24 protein-coding genes are annotated in these 25,454 nt (G+C 61.8%); 7 read left to right on the forward strand and 17 right to left on the reverse strand.

The genetic code is table 11. The annotated features are described in order from the left end of the window. Positions 1-51: 51 nt before the first annotated feature. The 11 genes from AC0IYH_RS14375 to AC0IYH_RS14425 form a co-directional block, all read right to left on the reverse strand. Positions 52-543 carry a DUF2878 domain-containing protein gene (locus AC0IYH_RS14375; protein ID WP_471834856.1) on the reverse strand — a complete coding sequence of 164 codons (492 nt, stop codon included), beginning with the start codon at positions 541-543 and terminating at the stop codon, positions 52-54. Beyond that, positions 536-1,807 (reverse strand): SAM-dependent methyltransferase, encoded by a 1,272-nt coding sequence (locus AC0IYH_RS14380; protein ID WP_116629205.1) that lies wholly within the window; start codon positions 1,805-1,807, stop codon positions 536-538. The genes AC0IYH_RS14375 and AC0IYH_RS14380 overlap by 8 nt, the downstream gene beginning before the upstream one ends. Further along, complete coding sequence (locus tag AC0IYH_RS14385; protein ID WP_471834857.1) at positions 1,794-2,603, reverse strand: DUF1365 domain-containing protein; 810 nt, start codon at positions 2,601-2,603, stop codon at positions 1,794-1,796. The genes AC0IYH_RS14380 and AC0IYH_RS14385 overlap by 14 nt, the downstream gene beginning before the upstream one ends. Continuing rightward, positions 2,600-3,847, reverse strand: a complete 1,248-nt coding sequence (locus tag AC0IYH_RS14390) for an NAD(P)/FAD-dependent oxidoreductase (RefSeq protein ID WP_471834859.1) — start codon at positions 3,845-3,847, stop codon at positions 2,600-2,602. The genes AC0IYH_RS14385 and AC0IYH_RS14390 overlap by 4 nt, the downstream gene beginning before the upstream one ends. Continuing rightward, the gene (locus AC0IYH_RS14395) at positions 3,844-4,626 is read right to left on the reverse strand and encodes an SDR family NAD(P)-dependent oxidoreductase (protein WP_116629202.1); all 783 of its coding nucleotides are present in this window, start codon (positions 4,624-4,626) and stop codon (positions 3,844-3,846) included. The genes AC0IYH_RS14390 and AC0IYH_RS14395 overlap by 4 nt, the downstream gene beginning before the upstream one ends. After that, the gene (locus tag AC0IYH_RS14400) at positions 4,623-5,048 is read right to left on the reverse strand and encodes a nuclear transport factor 2 family protein (RefSeq protein ID WP_471834861.1); all 426 of its coding nucleotides are present in this window, start codon (positions 5,046-5,048) and stop codon (positions 4,623-4,625) included. Before AC0IYH_RS14400 ends, AC0IYH_RS14395 begins: the two co-directional genes overlap by 4 nt. Beyond that, positions 5,041-6,483 (reverse strand): deoxyribodipyrimidine photo-lyase, encoded by a 1,443-nt coding sequence (phrB, locus tag AC0IYH_RS14405; RefSeq protein ID WP_471834863.1) that lies wholly within the window; start codon positions 6,481-6,483, stop codon positions 5,041-5,043. Before phrB ends, AC0IYH_RS14400 begins: the two co-directional genes overlap by 8 nt. Then, a complete protein-coding gene (locus tag AC0IYH_RS14410; RefSeq protein ID WP_116629199.1) occupies positions 6,484-7,413 on the reverse strand; it encodes a MerR family transcriptional regulator in 930 nt (309 codons plus the stop codon). It lies immediately after the preceding gene. Between the two features lie 3 nt (positions 7,414-7,416). Further along, positions 7,417-8,379, reverse strand: a complete 963-nt coding sequence (locus AC0IYH_RS14415) for a YbgA family protein (protein ID WP_471834864.1) — start codon at positions 8,377-8,379, stop codon at positions 7,417-7,419. Positions 8,380-8,492: 113 nt separating this feature from the next. After that, positions 8,493-8,708, reverse strand: coding sequence for a TIGR02450 family Trp-rich protein (locus tag AC0IYH_RS14420; RefSeq protein WP_471834866.1), 216 nt, complete (start codon positions 8,706-8,708; stop codon positions 8,493-8,495). Further along, positions 8,705-9,691: an FAD-dependent oxidoreductase gene (locus tag AC0IYH_RS14425; RefSeq protein ID WP_116629196.1), complete on the reverse strand. Its 987-nt coding sequence runs from the start codon at positions 9,689-9,691 to the stop codon at positions 8,705-8,707. Before AC0IYH_RS14425 ends, AC0IYH_RS14420 begins: the two co-directional genes overlap by 4 nt. 208 nt (positions 9,692-9,899) lie before the next feature. On the opposite strand from AC0IYH_RS14425, the gene AC0IYH_RS14430 reads away from it, so the two are divergent. After that, positions 9,900-10,799, forward strand: a complete 900-nt coding sequence (locus AC0IYH_RS14430) for a TIGR01777 family oxidoreductase (protein ID WP_116629195.1) — start codon at positions 9,900-9,902, stop codon at positions 10,797-10,799. A gap of 14 nt (positions 10,800-10,813) precedes the next feature. Then, entirely contained in the window at positions 10,814-11,833 is a 1,020-nt protein-coding gene (hemH, locus tag AC0IYH_RS14435; protein ID WP_471834869.1) for a ferrochelatase, read from the forward strand. 53 nt (positions 11,834-11,886) lie between these two features. Here hemH and AC0IYH_RS14440 read toward each other — a convergent pair whose 3' ends face one another. Beyond that, the gene (locus tag AC0IYH_RS14440; RefSeq protein WP_471834871.1) at positions 11,887-13,983 is read right to left on the reverse strand and encodes a TonB-dependent siderophore receptor; all 2,097 of its coding nucleotides are present in this window, start codon (positions 13,981-13,983) and stop codon (positions 11,887-11,889) included. Between the two features lie 113 nt (positions 13,984-14,096). Continuing rightward, positions 14,097-15,251 carry a Do family serine endopeptidase AlgW gene (gene algW, locus AC0IYH_RS14445; protein ID WP_116629192.1) on the reverse strand — a complete coding sequence of 385 codons (1,155 nt, stop codon included), beginning with the start codon at positions 15,249-15,251 and terminating at the stop codon, positions 14,097-14,099. Between the two features lie 102 nt (positions 15,252-15,353). On the opposite strand from algW, the gene AC0IYH_RS14450 reads away from it, so the two are divergent. The 3 genes from AC0IYH_RS14450 (at position 15,354) to cysN (ending at position 19,135) form a co-directional block, all read left to right on the forward strand. Beyond that, positions 15,354-16,112, forward strand: coding sequence for a Nif3-like dinuclear metal center hexameric protein (locus tag AC0IYH_RS14450; protein WP_116629191.1), 759 nt, complete (start codon positions 15,354-15,356; stop codon positions 16,110-16,112). 197 nt (positions 16,113-16,309) lie between these two features. Beyond that, positions 16,310-17,227 (forward strand): sulfate adenylyltransferase subunit CysD, encoded by a 918-nt coding sequence (gene cysD / locus AC0IYH_RS14455; protein ID WP_017137614.1) that lies wholly within the window; start codon positions 16,310-16,312, stop codon positions 17,225-17,227. Between the two features lie 9 nt (positions 17,228-17,236). Beyond that, positions 17,237-19,135, forward strand: a complete 1,899-nt coding sequence (gene cysN, locus AC0IYH_RS14460) for a sulfate adenylyltransferase subunit CysN (RefSeq protein WP_122773652.1) — start codon at positions 17,237-17,239, stop codon at positions 19,133-19,135. A gap of 113 nt (positions 19,136-19,248) precedes the next feature. On the opposite strand, the gene AC0IYH_RS14465 is transcribed toward cysN, so the two are convergent. The 3 genes from AC0IYH_RS14465 to AC0IYH_RS14475 form a co-directional block, all read right to left on the reverse strand. Continuing rightward, entirely contained in the window at positions 19,249-20,148 is a 900-nt protein-coding gene (locus AC0IYH_RS14465; protein ID WP_471834874.1) for an acyltransferase, read from the reverse strand. Then, the gene (gene pta, locus AC0IYH_RS14470; RefSeq protein WP_116629187.1) at positions 20,149-22,248 is read right to left on the reverse strand and encodes a phosphate acetyltransferase; all 2,100 of its coding nucleotides are present in this window, start codon (positions 22,246-22,248) and stop codon (positions 20,149-20,151) included. Between the two features lie 79 nt (positions 22,249-22,327). Further along, the gene (locus tag AC0IYH_RS14475; protein ID WP_116629186.1) at positions 22,328-22,618 is read right to left on the reverse strand and encodes a DUF3565 domain-containing protein; all 291 of its coding nucleotides are present in this window, start codon (positions 22,616-22,618) and stop codon (positions 22,328-22,330) included. On the opposite strand from AC0IYH_RS14475, the gene AC0IYH_RS14480 reads away from it, so the two are divergent. Further along, the gene (locus AC0IYH_RS14480) at positions 22,617-23,102 is read left to right on the forward strand and encodes an FKBP-type peptidyl-prolyl cis-trans isomerase (RefSeq protein WP_003188398.1); all 486 of its coding nucleotides are present in this window, start codon (positions 22,617-22,619) and stop codon (positions 23,100-23,102) included. The two genes, AC0IYH_RS14475 and AC0IYH_RS14480, sit on opposite strands and share 2 nt — an antisense overlap. A gap of 235 nt (positions 23,103-23,337) precedes the next feature. Here AC0IYH_RS14480 and rpsT read toward each other — a convergent pair whose 3' ends face one another. Further along, complete coding sequence (gene rpsT / locus AC0IYH_RS14485; protein ID WP_003171647.1) at positions 23,338-23,616, reverse strand: 30S ribosomal protein S20; 279 nt, start codon at positions 23,614-23,616, stop codon at positions 23,338-23,340. A gap of 253 nt (positions 23,617-23,869) precedes the next feature. On the opposite strand from rpsT, the gene murJ reads away from it, so the two are divergent. Then, a complete protein-coding gene (gene murJ / locus AC0IYH_RS14490) occupies positions 23,870-25,408 on the forward strand; it encodes a murein biosynthesis integral membrane protein MurJ (RefSeq protein WP_116629185.1) in 1,539 nt (512 codons plus the stop codon). Positions 25,409-25,454: the final 46 nt, after the last annotated feature.

Raw genomic sequence — 25,454 nt, forward strand, 5'->3', positions numbered from 1 at the left:
GCGCGCAGTGTAAGGCAAGCAAGTGATAAGCGTATGAATGCTCGACGGGCGTCAGTGCCCCAGTTGGTCGGCGACCCAATGCAGCAGCGGGAACACCAGGGCCCAGAGCACGGCCAGGCCGATCATGCTGGGCACGGTGCCATAGCCAAAGCTGACCCCCGCCAACTGGCTGCCCGCGTAATACGACAGCGGCCCACCCAGCGCGCCCAACACACTGGCGCGCCACCAGGGCTGCGCGCTCCAGGCCAGGCAATGGCGCAAGGTCGTGGCCAGCAGCGCCCACAACAGGATCAACCAAATCGGGATCAACGGCCCCGGCATGCTGAAGTGGAACACGCCGAAGGTGCGCAGTGAGGTGTCGATGACTGTCCCCAACAGCGTCACGGCCAGGATCACCTGGCCCTCCTTGCTCCACGCACTTATCCACAGCAGATGAATCGCCAGCACCGCCAAGCCCACCAGCAGCCAGCGGCTGTTACCGCCGAGCACGCAGGCAAACCAGCCGCACTGGAACAGCGCGGCATTGGCGAGGTTCTTAAGCACTGAAGCGCCCAAGCAGCGGCGGGTTGATGGCCGACGGCTTGGCCAGAAGCAATTGCGCGGTGCCGATGGTGCGCTCCATAAAGCCGCCCTCGCAGTAGCACAGGTAAAACTCCCACAGACGCAGGAAGTATTCGTCGTAGCCCAATTCCGTCAGGCGGCCATGGGCGCGGCGAAAATTCTCATGCCACAGGCGCAGGGTTCGCGCGTAGTGCAGGCCGAAATCCTCCATGTGCAACAGGTTCATGTCGGTGTCGCGGCTGACGATCTGCAGCATGTTCTGCACACAGGGCAGGGCGCCGCCGGGGAAGATGTAGCGTTGGATAAAGTCGACGCTGTTTTTGGCCTGCTCGAAACGCTGCTCACGGATGGTGATGGCTTGCAGCAGCATCAGGCCGTCGCGCTTGAGCAACTGCGCGCATTGCTTGAAATAGGTCGGCAGGAAGCGATGGCCCACGGCTTCGATCATCTCGATGGACACCAGCTTGTCGTACTCGCCGGTGAGGTCGCGGTAATCTTGCAGCAGCAGGGTCACCTGATTCTGCAGCCCCAGGGCCTCGATGCGTTTTTCAGTGTAGGCAAACTGCTCTTTGGACAGGGTCGTGGTGGTGACCTTGCAGCCATAATTCTGCGCTGCATACAGCGCCATGCTGCCCCAGCCGGTGCCGATTTCGAGCAGGTGGTCGGTCGGCTTGAGCGCGAGTTTCTGGCAGATGCGTTCCAGCTTGTTCAACTGCGCCTGTTCCAGGCTGTCGTCGGGGGTCAGAAATTGCGCGGCCGAATACATCATGGTCGGGTCGAGGAATTCTTCGAACAGGTCGTTGCCCAGGTCGTAATGGGCGGCAATGTTTTTCTGCGAGCCCTTGCGCGTGTTGCGGTTGAGCCAGTGCAGGCCCTGGGTAAACGGCCGCGCCAGGCGTGCCAGGCCACCTTCCATCGCGTCCAGCACGTCGAGGTTGCTGACCATCACGCGCACCACGGCGGTTAAGTCCGGGGTGCTCCAGTAGCCGTGGATAAACGCCTCGCCGGCGCCGATGGAGCCGTTGGCGGCCACCAGGCCCCACACCGCCGAGTCGAGGATCTGGATCTCCCCCAGCAGGTGCGCTTCCCGTGCGCCGAACACTTGGCGTTCGCCGTCCTCAATCACCACCAACTGGCCGTGGCGCAGTTGGCTGAGTTGACGCAGCACGCCCTTGCGCAGCAGCGCCGTGGTCACGCCGTTGACGTTCAGGCGGTTGGCCTTGACCGATAAGTTAGGGGATTTCATGGCGGCGATCCTTGGTATACCCGACTGCAGTACGGGAGACGCCATCGGCGGCCCGGTGGGAAAAAATCGGTGTGCGTTTGAGCAATAGGCGCAGGGCCTGCCAGTAAATCGCGAGGCAGGTCTTGGCGGTCATCCACGGAAAGCGCCACAGGTAGCGGTGCAGGCTGGCGCGGTCGAGGGCTTCTTTTTGCAGGCTGAGGGTGGCGTCGAAGACTTTGTGTTCGCCCTGCCAGTCGGCCATGTGCACGCCGAGGCGCGCGGCGGGCGGACTGAAGCTCATGCGGTATTCCAGGTCGCGGGGCAAAAACGGCGACACATGAAACGCCTTGGCCACGGCGAAATGCTGGTGCTCGTCTGCGCCAAGGGCCTGGGCCGGCAGCACGTAGTGGTAGCGTTCGCGCCATGGGGTGTTGGTCACTTCACACAGGATCGCGGCCAGTTGCCCGTCGGCCTCGAAACAGTAGAAGAAACTCACCGGGTTAAAAGCCAGGCCCCAACTGCGGGCCTGGGTCAGCAGGCAGATAACGCCCTCGGGGCTACGCCCCAGGGCCTTGCCGACTTCCTGGCGCACGGCATCGGTGAGGCTCATGCCGTGGCGCGTCAATTCACGCAGGTAATCCTGCTGGCGAAAACCGAAGGGCGCCAGGCGGCTCGCGCCGGCCAGGGGCGAGAGCCCGAGCACTTGGTCTTGCTCGCTTAAATCCAGGTACAGCAGGCCGATGCGGTAGCGAAAGGCGTGGGCCTTGGGCGCGAAGCGCCGATGGGCAATCCAGCCGCTGTACAGGGCGCTGTTCACAGGCTTTCCCCGAACGCCTGGGCCACGCGCAAGGCGCTGACCACGCCGTCTTCGTGAAAGCCGTTGGCCCAGTAGGCGCCGCAATAGTAGGTGTGGCGCGCGCCATGCAATTCTTCCCAGCGATTTTGCGCCGCCACCGCCGCCAGGCTGTATTGCGGATGGGCGTAGGTGTAGCGCGCGAGCACCTTCAGCGGGTTGATCATCGCCGTCTGGTTGAGGCTGACGCAAAAGGTGGTGGCGCTGTCGATGCCTTGCAGGATGTTCATGTCGTAGGTGACGGCGGCCTGGTTCTGCGCGCTGTCGGTGAGCCGATAATTCCAGCTGGCCCACGCCAGTTTGCGGTCCGGCAGCAGGCGGGTGTCGGTGTGCAGTACCACGTCGTTGTCGGCGTAGGGCAGGGCGCCGAGAATCTCCTGTTCGGCCGGGCTCGGGTCGGCGAGCAGCGCCAGTGCCTGGTCGCTGTGGCAGGCGAACACCACCTTGTCGAAGGCTTCGGTGCCGGCGGTGCTATGGATAACCACGCCCTCGGCGTCGCGTTCAACCCCGTGCACCGGGCAGTTGAGGCGGATCTGTTCGCGAAAGCTGCGGGTCAGCGGTTCGATATAGCGGCTGGAGCCGCCCTCGATCACGCACCATTGCGGGCGGTTGTTCACCGACAGCAAACCGTGGTTCTTGAAGAAGCGCACAAAGAACTGCAACGGGAAACCGAGCATGTCCGCCAGGGACATCGACCAGATCGCCGCGCCCATCGGCACGATGTAATGGCGGATAAAGCGTGGGCCATAACCGCCGGCTTCGAGGTAGTCGCCGAGGGTCATCTCGGCGCTGATGCGTTGCTCTTGCAGGTCCAGCGGCGCCTGGCGGTTGAAGCGCAGGATGTCGCGCAACATGCCCCAAAACCCCGGCGACAGAATATTGCGCCGTTGGGCAAACAGGCTGTTGAGGTTATTGCCGTTGTACTCGAACCCTTGGCTCTGGTCGCACACCGAAAAGCTCATTTCGGTGGGTTTGAACGTGACCCCGATCTGCCCCAGCAGGCGGATGAAGTTCGGGTAGGTCCAGTCGTTGAACACGATGAAACCGGTGTCCACGGCGTAGCTTTTACCCTCAACCGTCACGTCGACCGTGTGGGTATGCCCGCCTATACGGTCGCCGGCCTCGAACAGCGTGATGTCGTGGCTACGGCTGAGCAGGTAGGCGCTGGTCAGGCCGGCGATGCCGCTGCCGATAATGGCGATCTTCACAGGTCGTCCTTCTGCGGTGGCGGGCTGCGCAGCATGCGTTTGCCGATGATCAATTGCGCACGGTTGGGCAGCTTGGACAGCGGCCACAAGGTAGCGATGAACATCGCAGGGAAGGCGATTTCCAGCGGGCGTTTGTCCAGCTTGGCGAAGATATGCCGCGCAGCTTTATCCGCCGACCAACTCAGGGGCATCGGGAAATCATTGCGTTCGGTCAGCGGCGTGTCGACAAAGCCCGGGCTGATCACCGTGACGTCGATGTTTTCCGGCGACAGGCTGATGCGCAGCGCTTCAAACAGGTAGCGCAGCCCGGCCTTGGACGCGCCATACGCTTCGGCGCGGGGCATCGGTAGATAGGTCACGGCGCTGGCGACGCCCACCAGGTGCGGCGTGTTGCCGGCGCGCAACAGCGGCAGCGCGGCTTCGATGCAATAGCTGCTCGCCAGCAGGTTGGTGCGCACCACGTGCTCGACGATGGAAGAATCAAATTGCCGTGCGTCGACGTATTCACAGGTGCCGGCGTTGAGAATCACCGTGTCGACCGAGCCCCAGGCGGCGGCGATCTGCTCGCCGATCTCACGCACGGTCTGGCTGTTGGTCAGGTCGCCGGGCACCACCAGCACTTGCCCCGGAAAGCGCTGGGCGAGGGCTTGCAGCGGGCCTTTGCTGCGCGAGCTGAGGGCCACGTGGGCGCCGCTGTTGAGCAACTCCACGGCCAGTGACGCGCCGATGCCACTGCTGGCGCCGGTCAGCCAATATCGGCGGGGCGGTGTAGGGTTCATCCCATTCTCCTTTTCAGCCAGCTTATGACCCGGCCGAGTACCGGCAGGTGTTCATAAAGCATGGCGCCGGCATCGAAATAATCGCGATGGCGGTACACCTTGTTGTCGCGCCACATCAGGTGCGAGCAGCCTTCCACTCGGATCACCTGCCCGTCGTTGAGGCGCGGGTGGCAAAAACTCATTTTCCAGCGCAGGTAGCCTTCGCCTTCGGCCACTGGGTCGAAGCCGTGAAAATCGAAGCGTAGCTGGCTCACGTTGCTGTACAGCTCGGCGAAGTAACGCTGCAGCGCGGGCAGGCCGTGAACCTCATGCAGCGGGTCGGTAAAGGCGATGTCTTTGCTGTACAGGCTGTCGAGCAGGTGCAGGTTGTGCTTGTCCAGCGTGGCAAAGGCTTGGGCGAACCGGCGCAGGAAGTCACTCATGTTCGGCGACCCCCTGGCGTGAAGGCAGGTCGCGGAAGGCCGCCAGGGCGCGCGCGCGGGACTGCTTGAGGTCGACAATCGAGCGTGGGTAATCGGCCACGCCGAACAGGCCGCCGACGGCGTCGGGGTTGTGCACTTCCTTTTTATTCAGCGCGGCCAGTTCCGGCAGCCAGTGCTTGATGAACACGCCTTCGCCGTCGAATTTTTCCGACTGGCTCAACGGGCTGAAAATCCGGAAATACGGCGCCGAGTCGGTGCCGGTCGACGAACTCCACTGCCAGCCGCCGTTGTTGGCCGCCAGGTCGCCGTCGATCAGGTGGCGCATGAAGAAGCGCTCGCCTTCGCGCCAGTCGATCAGCAGGTTCTTGGTCAGGAACATCGCCACCACCATGCGCAGGCGGTTGTGCATCCAGCCGGTTTCGAGCAGTTGGCGCATGGCCGCGTCGATTATCGGCAGGCCGGTGCGCGCTTGCTGCCAGGCGGCGAGGTCCTTGGGCGCGTTACGCCATGCCAGCGCTTCGGTCTCGGGGCGGAACGCGCGATGCCGCGAGACCCGTGGGTAGCCGACCAGAATGTGTTTGTAGAACTCACGCCAGAGCAATTCGTTGATCCAGGTGATGGCGCCGATGTCGCCACTTTCGAATTCGCCCCTGTTGGTTTGCAGCGCCGTGTGCAGGCATTGACGCGGCGAAACCACGCCGGCGGCGAGGTAGGCAGACAGCTGGCTGGTGCTGGGCTTGGCCGGGAAGTCGCGCTCGTCCTTGTAATAGCTGATCTGCTGATCGGCGAAGGCGTCGAGGCGGCGCCGGGCTTCGTCTTCACCGGCGGGCCAGAGGGCGCGCAAGGTGTCGCTCGGCGGCTCGAAACCCTTAACCTGATCGGGGATCGGGTCGCTTTTCAACTCAAGCGGTGCCTGGGCGTTTGGCGTCGCGACCAAACGTGGCAGAGCGCTGTGCAAGCGGCTGTAGCAGACCTTGCGGAACTGGCTGAACACCTGGAAATAGGTCCCGGTTTTGGTCAGCACACTGCCGGGTTGGAAAAACAGTTGGTCGAGGTAGCTGTGGAAGGTCACGCCGTCGGCTTCCAGCGCCTTTGCCACTGCTGCATCGCGGCGGCTTTCATGCACGCCATATTCTTCGTTGACGTGCACCGACTCCACCGACAGTTCGCGGCACAGCTCACCGAGCACGGCGGGCGCCTGGTCCCAGGTTGCCGCGTGGCGAATCAGCAAGGGAATATTCAATTCGCCCAGGGCCCGGCTCAGGTGCTGCAGGTTGCGCAGCCAGAAATCCACTTTGCACGGTGCATCATCGTGGGCCAGCCATTGTTCTGGGGTGATGAGGTACACGGCAGCCACTGGGCCGCGCTGGCAGGCGGCGGTCAGGGCGGTGTTGTCGTGTAGGCGCAGGTCGGTGCGCAGCCAGATCAAGTGCATTTAAAGAAGTCCACGCTGGATCAGTATCTGATGGGCCGACAAAGGGTCTTCGGCCACGCACAATTGCGGGGTGTCACGGGTTAATACGGCCAGCTCCGCCTGATGGATGCATACCGTTGGTCCGACGATTAACGTTGGGCAATCGACGTTAACCAAAAGTTTTGCGAGTGCCGACAGGTGGAGAGCCTTGCTCGAATACAGCAGCACGGCGCGCGGTTGCAGGTGTTCCACCGCCAGGGCCAGCTCGCCGGCGGGCAGCGGCCAGTCGAAGACTTCCACCGGGCAATCGGCGCTGCTGGCCAGCCAGGCGCTGAGCCACAGGTGCGGTTCCAGGGGCAGGTCGGACTGGTTGACCAGCAGCAGCGGCGGGCCCTGCAGCTGGCGGTTGTTGTGATAAATGCGCGCGCCAAACTTGCTGCGCAGCCACGACAGGAAAAACACCCGCTCCATCTGCGCGCCAAATTGCCCCTGCCATTTGAGTTCCAATTCTTGCAGCAGCGGCAGCAGCAGTTGCTCGCACAGGGTGCGCGGTGGGTATAGCGCCATGGCCTGGTTGAAGGCGTCGTCGACGCGGCGTTCATTCAGCTCGCTGATGGCGTTGACCAGGGTTTGGCGCAAGGCATGCCATTCGTTCTCGACCGTATCCGGCAAGGCCTGGGCCGAGTCGATCAGGCCTTTGACCTGGCTGACCGGCACGCCGCGATTGAGCCAGGTGAGGATGGTGTGGATGCGTTGTACATGCTCGGCGCTGAACAGCCGATGGCCCTTGGGTGTGCGCTGCGGCACGATCAGGCCATAGCGGCGTTCCCAGGCGCGCAGGGTCACGGCATTGACGCCGGTTTGGCGCGCCACTTCGCGAATCGGCAGCCAGCCGTCTTCGAAGGCTTGGGCGAGGTCTTCGCCGGGTTCGTCTTGCAGGGCAGCTTTCATCGGTCAGATCGCATTACGTAGGCTGAGGTTTTCCGGGTGCGGTTGCAGGTAAGCCTGTTGCGCGATGTAGCGGTCCGGGTGTTGGCGAAAATGGTGTTTGAGCAAGGTCAGCGGCACCACCAGCGGCACGATGCCGTGGCGGTATTGGCCGATGACGGTTTGCATTTCCTGTTTGTCATCGGCACTGATGGCCTGCTTGAGGTAGCCGCTTATGTGCTGCAGCACATTGGTGTGGGTGCCGCGCGTCGCGCATTTTTTCAGGCCGGTCATCAGTTCGGTGAAGTAGCAGTCAGCCAATTCACTGAGGTGGGTGCCCTTGCCCATGCTGCCGAGCAAGTGGCCGAGGCTTTTGTAATGCACCGGGCTGTGGGCCATCAGCAGGTACTTGTAGCGCGAGTGAAAGGCCAGCAGGCGGTGGCGGGTCAGGCCTTCGGCCAGCAGTTGTTGCCAGCTGGCGTAGACGAAGACGCGGGTCAGGAAGTTTTCCCGCAGCACCGGGTCATTCAGCCGACCGTCTTCTTCCACCGGCAAGTTGGGGTGGCGTGCGCAAAACGCCTGGGCGTAGATGCCTCGCCCGCCGCCGTCCACCGGCGTGCCGTTGTCGCGGTAGACCTTGACCCGCTCCAGGCCGCAAGACGGCGACTTCTGCATAAAAATGTAACCGCACAGATCGGTGTGTTCGGCGGCCATCTGTTGACCGTAATCGTCCAGCGGCTGGGTGACATTCAGCTCGCGGTGCACGGTGCCCACGGCTTGCGGGTGGGCCGGGTCGCCCACCAAGCGGATCGGTTCGCGGGGAATACCCAGGCCGATGGCGACTTCGGGGCACAGCGGCACAAAGTCGAAATAATCAGCGAGGGTCTGGCTGCACAGCAGGGATTGTTTATGCCCGCCGTTGAAGCGCACGTTCTCGCCGAGCAGGCAGGCGCTGATGGCGATCTTGGGCTTGGAGCCGGTGTTGGACATAAGCAAACCTCTGCGAGATTCCTGTACAAGGTTGAAATCTTGTACAACTAAATCTCATCATAGGTTTGATGCTGTACAAGTCAAATATTTTGTACAAGTATTTTCCAGGCGGGTTATTTCCAGCCCATTCGCCAGGCTTCGGCGTCTTGCAGGGTTTGCCAGGCCAGGCGCTCGGCGCGTCGGGTCATCACGGCTTGCAGTTCGATTTCCAGCACGCTGCCTTCCTCGTCACGAAACAGCTCGGTGACCAGGAAGTGTTTTTCCTTGTTGCGCGGATGGGCTGCTGTCCACTTCGACAGCAGCAGTTTGGCGGGGTTGATGCGGTTCATTGCAGGTGCTCGATCAAGCGTCGTGCGGCTTCCTGGCCACTGAGCCAGGCGCCCTCGACGCGGCCCGACAGGCACCAGTCGCCACACACATACAGGCCCAGGTCGGCGTCGGCGAGCACGCCAAATTCATGCGCGCTGGACGGGCGCGCATACAGCCAGCGGTGCGCCAGGCTGAACGACGGCGCGGGCATGGCGCTGTGCAGCAACTCGGCGAAGGCGCCGTGCAGGTGTTCGATCACGGCTTCCTTGGGCAGGTCCAGATGGGCCTTGCTCCAGGCGCTGGTGGCGTGCAGCACCCAGGTGTCGAGGGTGTTATCGCGCCCGGGTTTGCTGCGGTTGCGCGCCAGCCAGTCGAGGGGGCTGTCTTGCACGAAGCAGCCTTCCATGGGCGTATCCAGCGGTTTGTCGAAGGCCAGGGCGATGGCCCAGGTCGGGTCCATCTTCACGCCGGCGGCGGCACTCGCCAACTTCGGCGCGGCGGCCAGCAGGGCGGTGGCTTGCGGGGCGGGCGTGGCGATGATCACGTGGCTGAACGGGCCGTGATTGCCGCCGTCGGCATCCAGCAGGTTCCAGTGCTGTGTGCCTTGGAACACTTCGGTGATGCGGCAACCGAATTCCACCGGCAGGTCATCGAGCAGGGCGCGGGTGATCGCGCTCATGCGCGGCGTGCCGACCCAGCGGATCTGTTCATCGGGGGAGGGGGTGAGCTGGCCGGATTTGAAGTTGTACAGCTGCGGTTTCCATTGCTCGGCCCAGCCATTGCTCTGCCAGCGCTGCACTTCGTTGACGAAGCGGCGGTCGCGGGCGGTGAAATATTGCGCGCCCATGTCCAGGGCGCCGGCATCGCTGCGCTTGCTGGACATGCGCCCACCACTGCCGCGGCTTTTATCGAAGAGTTTTACTGCGTGCCCCGCGTCTTGTAACGCTCGGGCGGCGGAGAGACCGGCGATGCCGGTGCCGATGATCGCGATGGGAACAGTCATGGGAGGCCTCGTTTTACCGTTGGGTACAGACTACGCCGACACCAATAGCTGTACAATATTGTTTTTTGGTATAAGTTTTGGCGTGCCTGTTCTAACGGCGTGACCTATGGTTAAAGCTGAGGCTTAAACAAGAGCCACGCCCGATTACACATCCCTCTATACAAAATAGACCAGTGATGGGCGGCGAACGTTACATGAGGAAGATCCCATGCATATTTTGCTGACCGGCGGTACGGGTTTGATCGGCCGCCAACTTTGCCGTTACTGGATTGCCCAGGGCCATCGCCTGACGGTGTGGAGCCGCGACCCGGACAAAGTTGCTTCGTTATGCGGCGCCGAGGTGCTTGGCGTTGCGCGCCTGGAAGAGGTGATCGGCGTTGTGGACGCGGTGGTCAACCTCGCCGGCGCCCCCATCGCCGACCGCCCGTGGACGCACAAGCGCAAGGCCTTGCTGTGGAGCAGCCGCATTGGCGTCACTGAAACCCTGCTGGCATGGCTGGAGCGTCAGGAGCAAAAGCCGGCGGTGTTGATCTCGGGTTCCGCGGTGGGCTGGTACGGCGACGGCGGCGAGCGTGAATTGACCGAAGCCAGCGGCCCGGTGCTGGACGATTTCCCCAGCCAGCTCTGCATCGCCTGGGAAGAAACCGCCCAGCGCGCCGAAGCCTTGGGCATGCGGGTGGTGCTGGTGCGTACCGGCCTGGTGCTGGCGGCCGAGGGCGGCTTTTTGTCGCGCCTGCTGCTGCCGTTCAAACTCGCGCTGGGCGGGCCTATCGGCAATGGTCGGCAGTGGATGCCATGGGTGCATATAAAGGATCAAATCGGCCTGATTGATTTTCTTCTGCACAAGGAGGGTGCCAGCGGTCCTTATAATGCCTGCGCGCCGCACCCGGTGCGTAACCGCGAGTTCGCCAAGACGCTCGGCCAGGTGCTGCACCGCCCGGCCTTTATGCCGATGCCGGCCTTTGCGTTGAAGGTGGGCCTGGGCGAGTTGTCGGGCCTGTTGCTGGGCGGGCAGAAGGCGCTGCCCGAGCGCTTGCTGGCCGCCGGTTTCACTTTCCAGTTCACTGAGTTGCGCGCGGCTTTGGACGACTTGTCCAGCCGCCTCTAGAAATAGGATGTTGCATGACGGATCACGCGTTGTTACTGGTCAACCTGGGTTCACCGGCGTCCACTTCGGTGGCCGATGTGCGCAGCTACCTCAATCAGTTTTTGATGGACCCTTATGTGATCGACCTGCCGTGGCCGGTGCGGCGCTTGCTGGTGTCGCTGATTTTGATCAAGCGCCCCGAGCAATCGGCCCACGCCTATGCCTCCATCTGGTGGGACGAGGGCTCTCCGCTGGTAGTCCTCAGCCGCCGTCTGCAACAGCAGATGACTGCGCAATGGACTCAGGGCCCGGTGGAGCTGGCGATGCGCTACGGCGAGCCGTCCCTGGAAACCACGCTGACTCGTTTGGCCGCCCAAGGCATTCAAAAAGTCACCTTGGCACCGTTGTACCCGCAGTTCGCCGACAGCACCGTGACCACCGTGATTGAAGAAGCCAGGCGTGTGGTGCGCGACCAGAAGCTCAACGTGCAGTTCTCGATCCTGCAGCCGTTCTACGATCAGCCGGAATACCTCGATGCCCTGGCGCAAAGCGTAAGGTCTTATGTCGAGCGCGATTATGATCATTTGTTGCTGAGTTTCCACGGCCTGCCCGAGCGTCACCTGACCAAGCTCGACCCGACTGGCCAGCACTGCTTCAAGGATGCAGACTGCTGCAAGAACGCATCGCCTGAAGTGCTGAAGACCTGCTACCGCGCACAATGCTTCAGCGTTGCCCGTGATGTTGCCGAGCGCTTGGGCCTGCCGGAGGGCAAATGGTCGGTGGCGTTCCAGTCACGCCTGGGCCGTGCCAAGTGGATCGAACCCTACACCGAGGCGCGCCTGGAAGCCCTGGCCGAGCAAGGCGTGAAAAAGCTGCTGGTGATGTGCCCGGCGTTTGTGGCCGATTGCATCGAGACCTTGGAGGAGATTGGTGATCGCGGGTTGGAGCAGTTCCGCGAGGCGGGGGGCGAGGAGTTGGTGCTGGTGCCGTGCCTGAATGATGACCCGCAGTGGGCGAAGGCGCTCAATACCCTGTGTGAAAAAGCCGCCGGGTGATGCTTAGATTCAAATGTGGGAGGGGCGGTGCCCCTCCCACATTTTTTACCGCATTACAGGTTTAGGGTCAGGCTAACCGTCAGGTTGCGCGGTTCACCCGGGTTGATCCAGTAGTTGCTGTACGACCGCTCGTAGTACTTCTCATCAAACAGGTTATTGAGGTTCAAGCCCACGGTCACGTTATCGGTGGCTTTGTAATGGGCCAGCAGGTCGACGGTGTGATACGCGGGCAGTTCAAAGCTGCTGCCGGCTTCACCCGAGCGGTCCCCTACGTAGGTGAGCGCTGCGCCCAAATCTGAACCCCGCAACATCCCATCCTGAAACTCATACACCCCCAGCAGACTGCCGCTGCGCTTGGCCACGCCGAGGATGCGGCTGCCGGCCGGAATGGCCTTGTCGCCCTTGGTTACCTCGGCGTCTATATACGCAAAAGCACCGATCACCCGCACGGCGTCGGTGACCTGCCCGGTCAATTGCAGATCGAAACCCTGGCTGCGGGCCTTGCCCATGGCGCGGTTGGTGTTGGTGGCCGGGTCCAGGGTGAGTACGTTTTCCTTTTCGATATGGAACGCGGCGAGGGTGGCGCTGAGGCGGTCGTCGAACAGCTCGGTCTTGACCCCCACTTCATAGCCCACGCCTTCTTCCGGCTTGAACGATTTGTTGTTGGCGTCCAGCCCGCTGTTGGGCTTGAACGAGGTGGAAGCGTTGGCGAACACGCCGACCTCGGGCGTGAGCTGGTAGAGCAGGCCGGCGCGCTGGGTGAGGGCGTCGTGGGTTTGTCGGCTGGGTGGGGCGTTGCCGGTGAAGTCGTCGATGCGTTGCTCGAAATGCTCGAAGCGCGCGCCAACCATGCCGCGCAGGCGGTCGGTGAAGATGATCTGGTCTTGCAGGTTCAGCGCGTGGCTTTTGGTCTGCTCGAAGAAATCCGTGCCTGTGCGCGCGCCGTTGGGTTTGGGCTGGCCGTAGACCGGGTTGTAGATGTCGATGGCGTATGGGCTGCCGCCAATCGCGGTCACGCGCTCTTTCTTGCGGTAGTCCTCGTACTCGGTGCCGATCAGCAATTCATGCTGCCAACTGCCGATGTCGAACAGGCCGCGCAGTTCCAGCTGGGTGATGCTGTCGTGCCAGCCCATGGAGCGCTCGCGGTAGCGGCGGTTAATGGTGTGGCCATCGGCATTCAGCGCGCTGTTTTCCGAGGCGTCGCCCCACAGGCTGCCTTGTTTGTAGTGGCTGGCCAGGCGCAGTTTCCAGGCGTCATTGAGGTGGTGTTCGAGGGTGGCCTGGAGGCGGTTGTTGTGGTTGTCGATGTCACCGTCGTTGGGCTCACCGAGGAAGGTTGATCGCGACATACCCGGCGCGTCGACGATGCCTCGGTCGAAGGTGGAGCTGTGGCGCACGAATTCGCTTTCCACCAGCAGGCTGGTGTCTGGGCTCAGTTGCCAACTGAACGAGGGCGCGACGAACACGCGCTTGCTCTGCACGTGGTCGCGGAAGCTGTGGTTGTCTTCCACGGCCAGGTTGACCCGTGACAGCACGTTGCCTTCGCTGTCCAGCGGGGTGTTGAGGTCGAGGGCCGTGCGATAGCGGTCCCAGCTGCCGGCACTGGTTTGCAGGGTGGTAAAGGCTTCCGGTTGTGGTTTTTTGGTGACGATATTCACCGTGCCGCCCGGATCGCCGCGCCCATACAGGCTGGCGGCAGGGCCCTTGAGCACTTCGATGCGTTCGATATTGGCCGCGTCCGGCGTGCTCGGGTAGCCACGGTTGGCGCTGAAACCGTCCTGGTAGAACTCTGAGGTGGTGAAGCCACGCACGCTGTATTCGTAGAGGGTCAGGCCGCCGAAGTTGTTTTGCTTGGACACGCCGCCGGCAAATTCCAGCGCGCGTTCCACGTTGGTGCTGCCGAGGTCCTTGAGCACCGTGGCAGGAATTACGCTGATGGACTGTGGGATATCGCGCAAGGCCGTGTCGGTTTTTGTCGCGCTGGCGGAACGGGTGGCGCGGTAGCCCTTGACCGGGCCAGTGGCGGATTCATAGGCGTCAGTGGTGACGCTGATGGTGTCGAGTTCCAGGGTGTTGTCTTCGGCGAAGGCAGGGTCCAGCAGCAACCCCAGGGCCAGGCCAGCCAAGGGGGCAATTCTTCGAGACGGCATGATAGAGCGTTCCAATAGCGATATTGAAACAATATAACATGACTAATGAGAATGCCTGCGCTTTGAAATATTCGCTTACAGGTACCCGCGCACGGGTACCTGAGGCGTGCCGGTTACTCTTCTTCTTTAACCGGTGCCGGCGGCGGGCGCAGGCCGATTTCCGCCAGCAGCTTGATCTCTTTACCGTTGCGCATCACCTGGATCGCCACCTTGTCGGTCGGCTTGATCCGCGCCACCTGGTTCATCGACTTGCGCCCGTCGCCGGCCGGTTCGCCGTTGATGCTGAGGATCACATCCCCCAGTTGCAGGCCGGCTTTCTGCGCCGGGCCGTCGCGGAAGATCCCCGCGACCACGATACCCGGGCGCCCGGTCAGGCCAAACGACTCGGCGAGTTCCTTGGTCAGCGGCTGCACTTCAATCCCCAGCCAGCCGCGAATCACCTGGCCGTGCTCGATGATCGACTTCATCACCTCCATCGCCAGCTTCACCGGGATCGCAAAGCCGATGCCCTGTGAACCGCCGGACTTGGAGAAAATCGCCGTGTTGATACCGGTCAGGTTGCCATTGGCATCCACCAGCGCGCCGCCGGAGTTGCCCGGGTTGATCGCTGCGTCGGTCTGGATGAAATCTTCGTAGCTGTTGAGCCCCAATTGGTTACGCCCGGTGGCGCTGATGATGCCCATGGTCACCGTCTGGCCAACGCCGAACGGGTTGCCGATGGCCAGCGCCACGTCACCGACGCGCAGGCCGTCTGAGCGGCCGAGGGTGATCGAGGGCAGGCTTTTGAGATCAATCTTCAATACGGCCAGGTCGGTTTCCGGGTCGCTGCCCACCACGCGCGCCAGGGTTTCGCGGCCGTCACGCAGGGCCACCACAATCTGGTCGGCGCCGGTGGTCACGTGGTTGTTGGTGAGGATGTAGCCCTCGGGGCTCATGATCACCCCGGAACCCAGGCTGGATTCCATGCGCCGCTGCTTGGGCCCGTTGTCACCGAAATAGCGGCGGAACTGCGGGTCTTCAAACAGCGGGTGCGCCGGTTTGTTGATGACCTTGGTGGTGTATAGGTTGACCACGGCCGGCGCGGCGATGACCACCGCGTCGGCGTAAGTCACCGGGCCTTGCACCACCGCGCTGGTTTGCGGGGCCTGTTGCAGGTTCACATCAAAGCTGGGTAAGCCCACCCACTCGGGGTAACGCTGAATAATCAGCATCGCGATCAGCACGCCAGCCAACAATGGCCATCCAAAAAAACGCAGTGCCTTGAGCATCAAGTAAGTCCTGACAGGTTGCAGGGGGCGGGAGAGCGCCCATAATGTCGCGCATTATACGAGGCTGCGAGCGCCTCGGAACGGGATATTTAGGAGTCTTTTATGGCCGTTGCTTTGAGCACCCTCGTCGAGGAAGCGGACCGCTACCTCGGCAGCGCAAAAATTGCCGATTATTGCCCCAATGGCCTGCAGGTCGAAGGCCGCCCGCAGGTGATGCGCATCGTCAGCGGCGTCACCGCCAGCCAGGCATTGCTGGATGCCGCCGTCGAAGCCCAGGCCGATTTGGTGCTGGTGCACCACGGGTATTTCTGGAAAGGCGAAAACCCCTGCATCACCGGCATGAAGCAACGCCGCCTGAAAACCCTGCTCAAGCACGACATCAGCCTGCTGGCCTACCACCTGCCGCTGGACCTGCATGCGGACGTGGGCAATAACGTGCAGCTGGCGCGCCAGCTGGACATCACCGTCGAAGGCCCACTGGACCCGAGCAACCCGAAGATTGTCGGCCTGGTGGGCTCCCTCGCCGAGCCGATGTCACCGCGTGACTTTGCTCGCCGCGTACAGGAAGTCATGGGCCGCGAACCGCTGCTGGTCGAAGGCAGCGAGATGATCCGCCGCGTCGGCTGGTGCACCGGCGGCGGCCAGGGTTACATCGACGACGCGATTGCCGCCGGGGTCGACCTGTTCCTCAGCGGCGAAGCCTCCGAGCAGACCTTCCACAGCGCGCGGGAAAACGACATCAGCTTCATCGCCGCCGGTCATCACGCCACCGAGCGCTACGGCGTGCAGGCGCTGGGCGATTACCTGGCGCGGCGCTTTGCCCTCGAACACCTGTTCATCGACTGCCCCAACCCGATCTAACTAACGCCCGGAATCAAGTGTGGGAGGGGGCAAGCCCCCTCACACACTTGACCCCATTGCAGGCCAAACCTGTCGGCATATTCATATACCGTTTCGATCTAGCCAGCTCCCTGAATAGAAGAAGGTGCTGTGCTAGCATGCCCCGCTCGAACACGGCCCGCTTGGCCGTCCATAAGATCGTTTTTCCGTGAGTAACCATGGTCGACAAACTGACGCATCTGAAACAGCTGGAGGCGGAAAGCATCCACATCATCCGCGAGGTCGCTGCCGAGTTTGATAACCCGGTGATGCTCTACTCGATCGGTAAAGACTCCGCCGTGATGCTGCATCTGGCACGCAAGGCCTTTTTCCCGGGCAAGCTGCCGTTTCCAGTGATGCACGTCGACACCCGCTGGAAATTCCAGGAGATGTACAAGTTCCGCGACAAGATGGTCGAAGAGCTTGGCCTGGACCTGATCACCCACGTCAACCCCGATGGTGTGGCGCAGGGCATCAACCCGTTCACCCACGGCAGCGCCAAGCACACCGACATCATGAAGACCGAAGGCCTCAAGCAGGCCCTGGACAAGCATGGTTTCGACGCAGCGTTCGGCGGCGCCCGTCGCGATGAAGAGAAATCCCGCGCTAAAGAGCGCGTGTACTCGTTCCGCGACAGCAAGCACCGCTGGGACCCGAAAAACCAGCGCCCGGAGCTGTGGAACGTCTACAACGGCAACGTCAACAAGGGTGAGTCGATCCGCGTGTTCCCGCTGTCCAACTGGACCGAGCTGGACATCTGGCAGTACATCTACCTGGAAGGCATCCCGATTGTGCCGCTGTACTTCGCCGCCGAGCGCGACGTGATTGAGAAGAACGGCACGTTGATCATGATCGACGACGACCGCATCCTCGAGCACTTGTCTGACGAAGACAAAGCCCGAATCGTCAAAAAGAAAGTACGTTTCCGTACCCTTGGCTGCTACCCGTTGACGGGCGCGGTGGAGTCCGAAGCCGAGACGCTGACCGACATCATTCAGGAAATGCTCCTGACGCGAACTTCCGAGCGCCAGGGCCGTGTCATCGACCACGATGGTGCAGGCTCGATGGAAGATAAAAAACGTCAAGGCTATTTCTAAGGGGCTGTCATGTCGCACGTATCTGATTTGATCAGCGAGGACATCCTCGCCTACCTGGGCCAGCACGAGCGCAAAGAAATGTTGCGCTTCCTGACCTGCGGCAACGTCGATGACGGCAAGAGCACCCTGATCGGGCGCCTGCTGCACGACTCCAAGATGATCTACGAAGATCACCTGGAAGCCATCACCCGCGATTCGAAGAAATCCGGCACCACCGGCGACGACATCGACCTGGCCTTGCTGGTCGACGGCCTGCAGGCCGAGCGCGAGCAGGGCATCACCATCGATGTTGCCTACCGCTACTTCTCCACCGCCAAGCGCAAATTCATCATCGCCGACACCCCCGGCCATGAGCAGTACACCCGCAACATGGCCACCGGTGCCTCCACCTGTGACCTGGCGATCATCCTGATCGACGCCCGCTACGGCGTGCAGACCCAGACCCGTCGCCACAGCTTTATCGCCTCGTTGCTGGGCATCAAGCACATCGTGATCGCCGTCAACAAGATGGACATCAATGGCTTCGACCAGAGCGTATTCGAGCAGATCAAGGCCGACTACCTGAAGTTCGCCGACGGTATCGCCTTCAAGCCAAGCACCATGGCGTTTGTACCGATGTCGGCGCTCAAGGGCGATAACGTGGTGAACAAGAGCGAGCGCTCGCCTTGGTACACCGGCCAGTCGCTGATGGAGATCCTCGAAACCGTCGAGATCGCCAACGACCGCAACTACACCGATCTGCGTTTCCCGGTGCAGTACGTCAACCGCCCGAACCTGAATTTCCGTGGGTTTGCCGGCACCCTGGCCAGCGGCATCGTGCACAAGGGCGACGAAATCGTTGTTCTGCCGTCGGGCAAGAGCAGCCGCGTCAAATCCATCGTCACCTTCGACGGTGAGCTGGAACACGCCGGTCCGGGCCAGGCCGTGACCCTGACCATGGAAGACGAGATCGACATCTCCCGTGGCGACCTGCTGGTACATGCCGACAACGTGCCGCAAGTGACCGACGGCTTCGACGCCATGCTGGTGTGGATGGCCGAAGAGCCGATGCTGCCGGGCAAGAAATACGACATCAAACGCGCCACCAGCTACGTGCCTGGTTCGATCACCAGCATCGTGCACCGCGTGGACGTGAACACCCTGGCCGAAGGCCCGGCGAGTTCGCTGCAGTTGAACGAGATTGGCCGCGTCAAGGTCAGCCTCGACGCCGCCATCGCGTTGGACGGCTACGACAGTAACCGCACCACCGGCGCGTTTATCGTCATCGACCGCTTGACCAACGGCACCGTGGCTGCGGGCATGATCATCGCGCCGCCGGTCACCCACGGCAGCGCAGCGCAGCACGGCAAGTTGGCCCACGTGGCCACCGAAGAACGTGCCCAGCGTTTCGGCCAGCAACCGGCCACCGTGCTGTTCAGCGGCCTGTCGGGCGCGGGCAAGAGCACCCTGGCCTATGCGGTTGAGCGCAAGCTGTTCGACATGGGGCGTGCGGTATTCGTGCTGGATGGCCAGAACCTGCGTCACGACCTGAATAAAGGTCTGCCGCAGGACCGTGCCGGGCGTACCGAGAACTGGCGTCGTGCCGCCCACGTGGCGCGTCAGTTCAACGAAGCCGGTCTGCTGACCCTGGCCGCGTTCGTTGCCCCGGATGCCGAAGGCCGCGAACAGGCCAAGGCGCTGATCGGCGGTGATCGTTTGCTGACCGTGTACGTGCAGGCGTCGCCACTGGTATGCGCCGAGCGTGATCCGCAAGGTCTGTACGCGGCTGGCGGGGATAACATCCCGGGCGAGTCTTTCCCGTACGACGTGCCGTTGAATGCCGACCTGGTGATCGACACCCAGGCCCTGTCGCTGGAAGACAGCGTCAAGCAAGTGCTGGAACTGTTACGTCAGCGCGGCGCGATCTAAGGATTGCAGTTGTTAAATGTGGGAGGGGGCTTGCCCCCGATGGCAGTGGGTCAGTCACCAGATGCAGTGGCTGACACTCAGCAATCGGGGGCAAGCCCCCTCCCACATTTTGATCATCTTTTTTCTGGGAAGTCAGTGTGCAGTTTTTCTAGAAGCACATCCTTCTCTTCCCACAACCGGTTGATCCAACCCTGGAACGCCAACCGATACTCCCCATCCTGCTCATAATTCTTGCCAATGAACTCGGCCGGGATCTGCACCTCTTCAAACTGCACCACCACATCCTGCACATTGCCACAGAGCAAATCCCAGTAACCCGGGCGCCCGGCAGGGTAGTGAATGGTCACGTTCACCAATGATTTCAGCTGTTCACCCATCGCATCCAGCACAAACGCAATCCCGCCCGCCTTGGGCTTGAGCAGGTAGCGAAACGGCGAGTTCTGCTGTGCATGCTTGCCCGGCGTAAACCGTGTGCCCTCAGCAAAGTTGAAAATCCCCACCGGGTTGTCGCGAAACTTCGCACAGGTCTTGCGGGTGGTTTCCAGGTCTTTGCCTTTCTTCTCCGGGTGTTTTTCCAGGTAGGCCTTGGTGTAGCGCTTCATGAACGGGAAACCCAGCGCCCACCAGGCAAGGCCAATCACCGGCACCCAGATCAGCTCCTGCTTGAGGAAGAACTTCAACGGGCGAATCCGCCGATTGAGCACGTACTGCAGCACCATGATGTCGACCCAGCTCTGGTGGTTGCTGGTCACCAGGTACGAGTGCTCATAGTCCAGGCCTTCCAGGCCTTTGAGGTGCCAGCGCGTGCGCCGCACCAGGTTCATCCAGCCCTTGTTGTTGGTCACCCAGGCTTCATGCGTGTGGTTCATCAGCCATTCGCTGAAGCGTTTGGCAAACGGCAGCGCCTTGAACAGCGCGACGATAAACAGGAAAGAACACAGCAGGATCGTGTTAAGTGCCAACAGCAGGGATGCGATCACCCCGCGCACGGCGGCAGGTAGAAAATCCAGCATTTAGATATCCATAGGTCGGTTGGCGGCTTGGATCGCAGTCAGTGCGATGGTGTACACGATGTCGTCGACCTGGGCGCCACGCGGCAGGTCGTTGACCGGTTTGCGCAGGCCCTGGAGCATCGGCCCCAGGCTCACGCAATCGGCGCTGCGTTGTACAGCCTTGTGCGTGGTGTTGCCGGTGTTGAGGTCCGGGAACACGAACACCGTGGCCTTGCCTGCCACCAGGCTGTCGGGCGCCAGTTGGCGGGCAACGGTTTCGTTGGCGGCGGCGTCGTATTGCAACGGGCCGTCGATCAGCAGCGAGCTTTGCTGTTCGTGGGCGAGCAGGGTGGCTTCGCGGACTTTCTCCACTTCCTCGCCGCTGGCCGAATCGCCGCTGGAATAGCTGATCATCGCCACGCGCGGGGTAATGCCGAACGCAGCCGCGGAGTCGGCGCTTTGCAGGGCGATTTCCGCCAGCTCGGCGGCGCTCGGGTGCGGGTTCATCACGCAATCGCCGTACACCAGCACCTGCTCGGGGAACAGCATGAAGAACACCGACGACACCAGCGTGCAGCCCGGTGCGGTCTTGATCAGCTGCAGGGCAGGGCGGATGGTGTTGGCGGTGGAATGGATAACCCCGGAAACCAGGCCGTCCACTTCGTCCAGCGCCAGCATCATGGTGGCGATCACCACCGTATCCTCCAGTTGCTGCTCGGCCATCGGCGCGTTGAGGCTTTTGCTCTTGCGCAGCGCAACCATCGGTTCGACATAACGTTGGCGAATCAGGTCCGGGTCGAGAATCTCCAGGCCTTCCGGCAGCTCGATACCTTGGGCGCGCGCGACGGCTTCCACGTCCTCTGGTTTGGCCAGCAGCACGCAGCGGGCAATGCCGCGCGCCTGGCAGATCGCGGCGGCCTGCACGGTCAGCGGTTCGCTGCCTTCGGGCAGCACGATGCGTTTGTTGGCGGCCTGGGCGCGCTGGATCAACTGGTAACGGAACACCGCCGGCGACAGGCGCATCTCCCGTGGCGTGCCGCAGCGTTGGTGCAGCCAGCGCGCATCGAGGTGGCTGGCGACAAAATCGGTAATGATTTCGGCGCGCTCGCGGTCATCAATCGGAATCTCTTTGTTGAGACTGTTGAGCTGGTTCGCCGTGTCATAGGAACCGGTGCTCACCGACAGCACCGGCAGCCCGGCCTGGAACGCGCCACGGCACAAATCCATGATGCGCGGGTCGGGCAGGGTGTCGCTGGTCAGCAACAGGCCGGCCAGGGGCACGCCGTTGATCGCGGCCAGGCTGACGGCGAGGATGATGTCATCGCGATCACCGGGGGTGACCACCAGCACACCGGGCTTGAGCAGCTCCACGGTGTTGCGCATGGTGCGCGCGCAGATGATGATCTTGGTCATGCGTCGGGTTTCGTAGTCACCGGCGTTGAGGATCTGCGCGCCCATCAGGTCGGCCACGTCGCGGGTGCGCGGCGCGTTGAGTTCCGGCTGGTAAGGAATGCAGCCGAGCAGGCGGAAATCGCCGCTGCGCAACAACGGCGAATGCTCCTTGAGGCGCGCCGAGAAGGCTTCCATGCTTTCGTCGGTGCGGACCTTGTTGAGGATCACGCCGAGTACTTTCGGGTCTTTGGGGCCGCCGAACAGCTGGGCCTGCAATTCCACGCGGCCTGATAGCTCGGTGAGCACTTCGTTTTCCGGGGCCGACACCAGGATCACTTCCGCGTCCAGGCTCTTGGCCAGGTGCAGGTTGACCCGCGCCGCATAGCTGGCGCTGCGGGTTGGCACCATGCCTTCGACGATCAGCACGTCCTTGCCCACGGCGGCCTGCTGATAAAGGGTGATGATTTCTTCGAGCAGTTCATCCAGTTGGCCGTCGCCGAGCATGCGCTCTACGTGCGCCAGGCCCAGCGGCTGTGGCGGTTTCAGGCCGTGGGTGCGGGCGATCAGTTCGGTAGAGCGCTCGGGGCCGGTATCGCCGGGGTGCGGCTGGGCAATCGGTTTGAAGAAGCCGACTTTCAGCCCGGCCCGCTCAAGGGTACGCACCAGCCCAAGGCTGATGGAGGTCAGACCCACACCAAAATCGGTGGGCGCGATAAAAAAAGTCTGCATGCGAATTCTCTGGAGGTGCATGGCTTGGGTGGCGCTCTATGGGTGAGTGCCTACCGCGAATCAGGCGCCAAGGTTATCGTTATTCGAGCACTTGCGCACACCAGCCGCAGGCAAAGGGCTGGCCTATTTTTTCAAGGCGTTGCGCGGGGTCGAGCACCCAGGCACGTGACTGCCATGGCGGCTGGTGGCGCAGGTGCTGGGTGTGGCCGCAGGACAGCTCGGCAACCCAGTGCCCGTCGTCGTCCTGGTGGAAGCCAATGATGAAGGATGCCGTCGATCGGCTCCGTCTGTCCGGGTTCTGTTCGCTTTCGGGCAAATCCTTGTTTAGACTTGTCCGTTCTTCATTCTTATGCAAAAGGTCTCGCCCCATGACGATCGCCGCTAACAAGGCTGTCTCCATCGACTATACCCTGACCAACGACGCTGGTGAGGTCATCGACAGCTCCGCCGGCGGCGCGCCGCTGGTCTACCTGCAAGGCGCAGGTAACATCATCCCAGGCCTGGAAAAGGCGCTGGAAGGCAAGAACGTCGGTGACGAACTGACCGTTGCCGTAGAGCCTGAAGATGCTTACGGCGAGTACTCCGCCGAACTGGTCAGCACCCTGAGCCGCAGCATGTTCGAAGGCGTTGATGAGCTGGAAGTTGGTATGCAGTTCCACGCTTCGGCGCCGGACGGCCAAATGCAGATCGTCACCATCCGTGACCTGGACGGCGATGACGTTACCGTCGACGGCAACCACCCTCTGGCTGGCCAGCGCTTGAACTTCCAAGTGAAGATCGTTGCCATCCGCGACGCTTCCCAGGAAGAAGTGGCTCACGGCCACGTCCACGGTGAAGGCGGTCACCACCATTGATTGTGGTTTGATCAATCGGTAACAAAAACGCCCCGACTGGTTCGGGGCGTTTTTTTTACATTTGAAAATGCGCCACATATCCAAATGTGGGAGGGGCGGTGCGACGATTCGACTTGCCCCCTCCCACATTTGAATGGTGTGTATTTTCCGGCACAAACAAAAATGCCCCGGACCTTTCGGTACGGGGCATTTCTTAACTGTTGCGCAACCAGGGTTACGCTTCAGTTGTTACCACTTAGGCTGCTGCAGCGACGTTCAGAGCCTTGATGTGGCCATTCAGGCGGCTCTTATGGCGAGCGGCCTTGTTCTTGTGGATGATGCCTTTATCGGCCATACGGTCGATAACTGGCACAGCCAGAACGTAAGCTGCTTGAGCTTTTTCAGCGTCTTTGGTGTCGATGGCTTTAACTACATTCTTGATGTAGGTGCGAACCATGGAACGCAGGCTGGCGTTGTGGCTGCGACGCTTCTCAGCCTGTTTTGCACGTTTTTTGGCGGAAGGTGTGTTGGCCACCGTCGAGCTCCTCGAAAGACTTTTTAGGAAATAGCAAACAAAATAGGCCGCGAATCATGCCGATGACTTGATGGGTTGTCAAGGGCGGCTGATGCGAACTGCTGAGTGGTCGATCTGAAGAGGCGGGTGATTTATTTCCGGCGCTTGACCTGTAAACTCGCGAGCTTTGGCTCTGTGCTGTTGCAGGCGCGCAGTATCGCATAAGTAGGCGCACAGTTCGCCTGCTCTTTATCTATAGGCGCAAACTCTTTCAATGAATCTGCTCAAATCGTTGGCTGCCGTCAGCTCTATCACGATGATCTCCCGGGTTTTGGGGTTTGTGCGTGACACCCTGCTGGCGCGCATTTTTGGCGCCAGCATGGCCACGGATGCCTTCTTTATTGCCTTCAAGCTTCCCAACCTGCTGCGGCGCATCTTCGCCGAGGGCGCTTTTTCCCAGGCGTTCGTGCCGATCCTGGCCGAATACAAGACCCAGCAGGGCGAAGAGGCGACTCGCACCTTTATTGCCTATGTCTCCGGCCTGTTGACCCTGGTGCTGATGCTGGTGACCATCGCCGGCATGCTCGCCGCGCCCTGGGTCATCTGGGCCACGGCCCCCGGTTTCGCCAATACCCCGGAAAAATTCGCGCTGACCACTGATCTGTTGCGCGTGACCTTCCCTTATATATTGCTGATTTCCCTGTCATCCCTGGCCGGCGCGATCCTCAACACCTGGAACCGCTTCTCGGTGCCGGCCTTCGTGCCGACCTTGCTGAACGTCAGCATGATCATTTTCGCGCTGTTCCTCACGCCGTACTTCGACCCGCCGGTAATGGCCCTGGGCTGGGCCGTACTGGCCGGCGGCCTGGCGCAGTTGCTCTATCAACTGCCGCATCTGAAAAAAATCGGCATGCTCGTATTGCCGCGCCTCAACCTCAAGGACACCGGTGTATGGCGCGTGATGCGCAATATGCTGCCGGCGATCCTTGGCGTGTCGGTAAGCCAGATTTCCCTGATCATCAACACCGCGTTTGCCTCGCTGCTGGTGTCGGGCTCGGTGTCGTGGATGTATTACGCCGATCGCCTGATGGAACTGCCGTCCGGCGTGCTGGGCGTGGCGCTGGGCACAATCCTGTTGCCGACCCTGGCGCGTACCTATGCGAGCAAGGATCGCCAGGAATACTCGCGCATCCTCGACTGGGGCCTGCGCCTGTGTTTCGTGCTGGTGTTGCCGTGTTCCCTGGCGCTGGGGATCCTCGCCGAGCCGTTGACCGTCTCGCTGTTCCAGTACGGGCAGTTCGATGCGCATGACGCACTGATGACCCAGCACGCGCTGGTCGCCTACTCCGTCGGCCTGCTCGGGATCATTGTGATCAAGGTGCTGGCGCCGGGCTTTTACGCCCAGCAAAACATTCGTACGCCGGTCAAGATCGCAATCTTCACGCTGATCGTCACCCAACTGCTCAACCTGGTGTTTATCGGCCCGCTGGCCCACGCCGGCCTGGCCCTGGCGATCAGCGCCGGTGCCTGTATCAACGCCGGCCTGCTGTTTTACCAACTGCGCAAGCAGCAGATGTTCCAGCCGCAACCGGGCTGGGGCCTGTTTGCGCTCAAGCTGCTGGTGGCGGTGGCGATGATGTCGGCGGTGTTGCTGGGGCTGATGCACTTTATGCCCGCCTGGAGCGAAGGCCATATGCTGGAGCGCTTTATGCGCCTGGGTGTATTGGTGGTCGCCGGTGTGGTGGTGTACTTCGGGATGTTGCTGCTGCAGGGCTTCCGCCTGCGGGATTTCAATCGCAAGTCGCTGAGTTAGAGAGTTTGCCGCGATAAAGCGGCTGTTTTATCGATTCGATCCATTT

This window comes from Pseudomonas sp. AC463 (assembly GCF_979253585.1).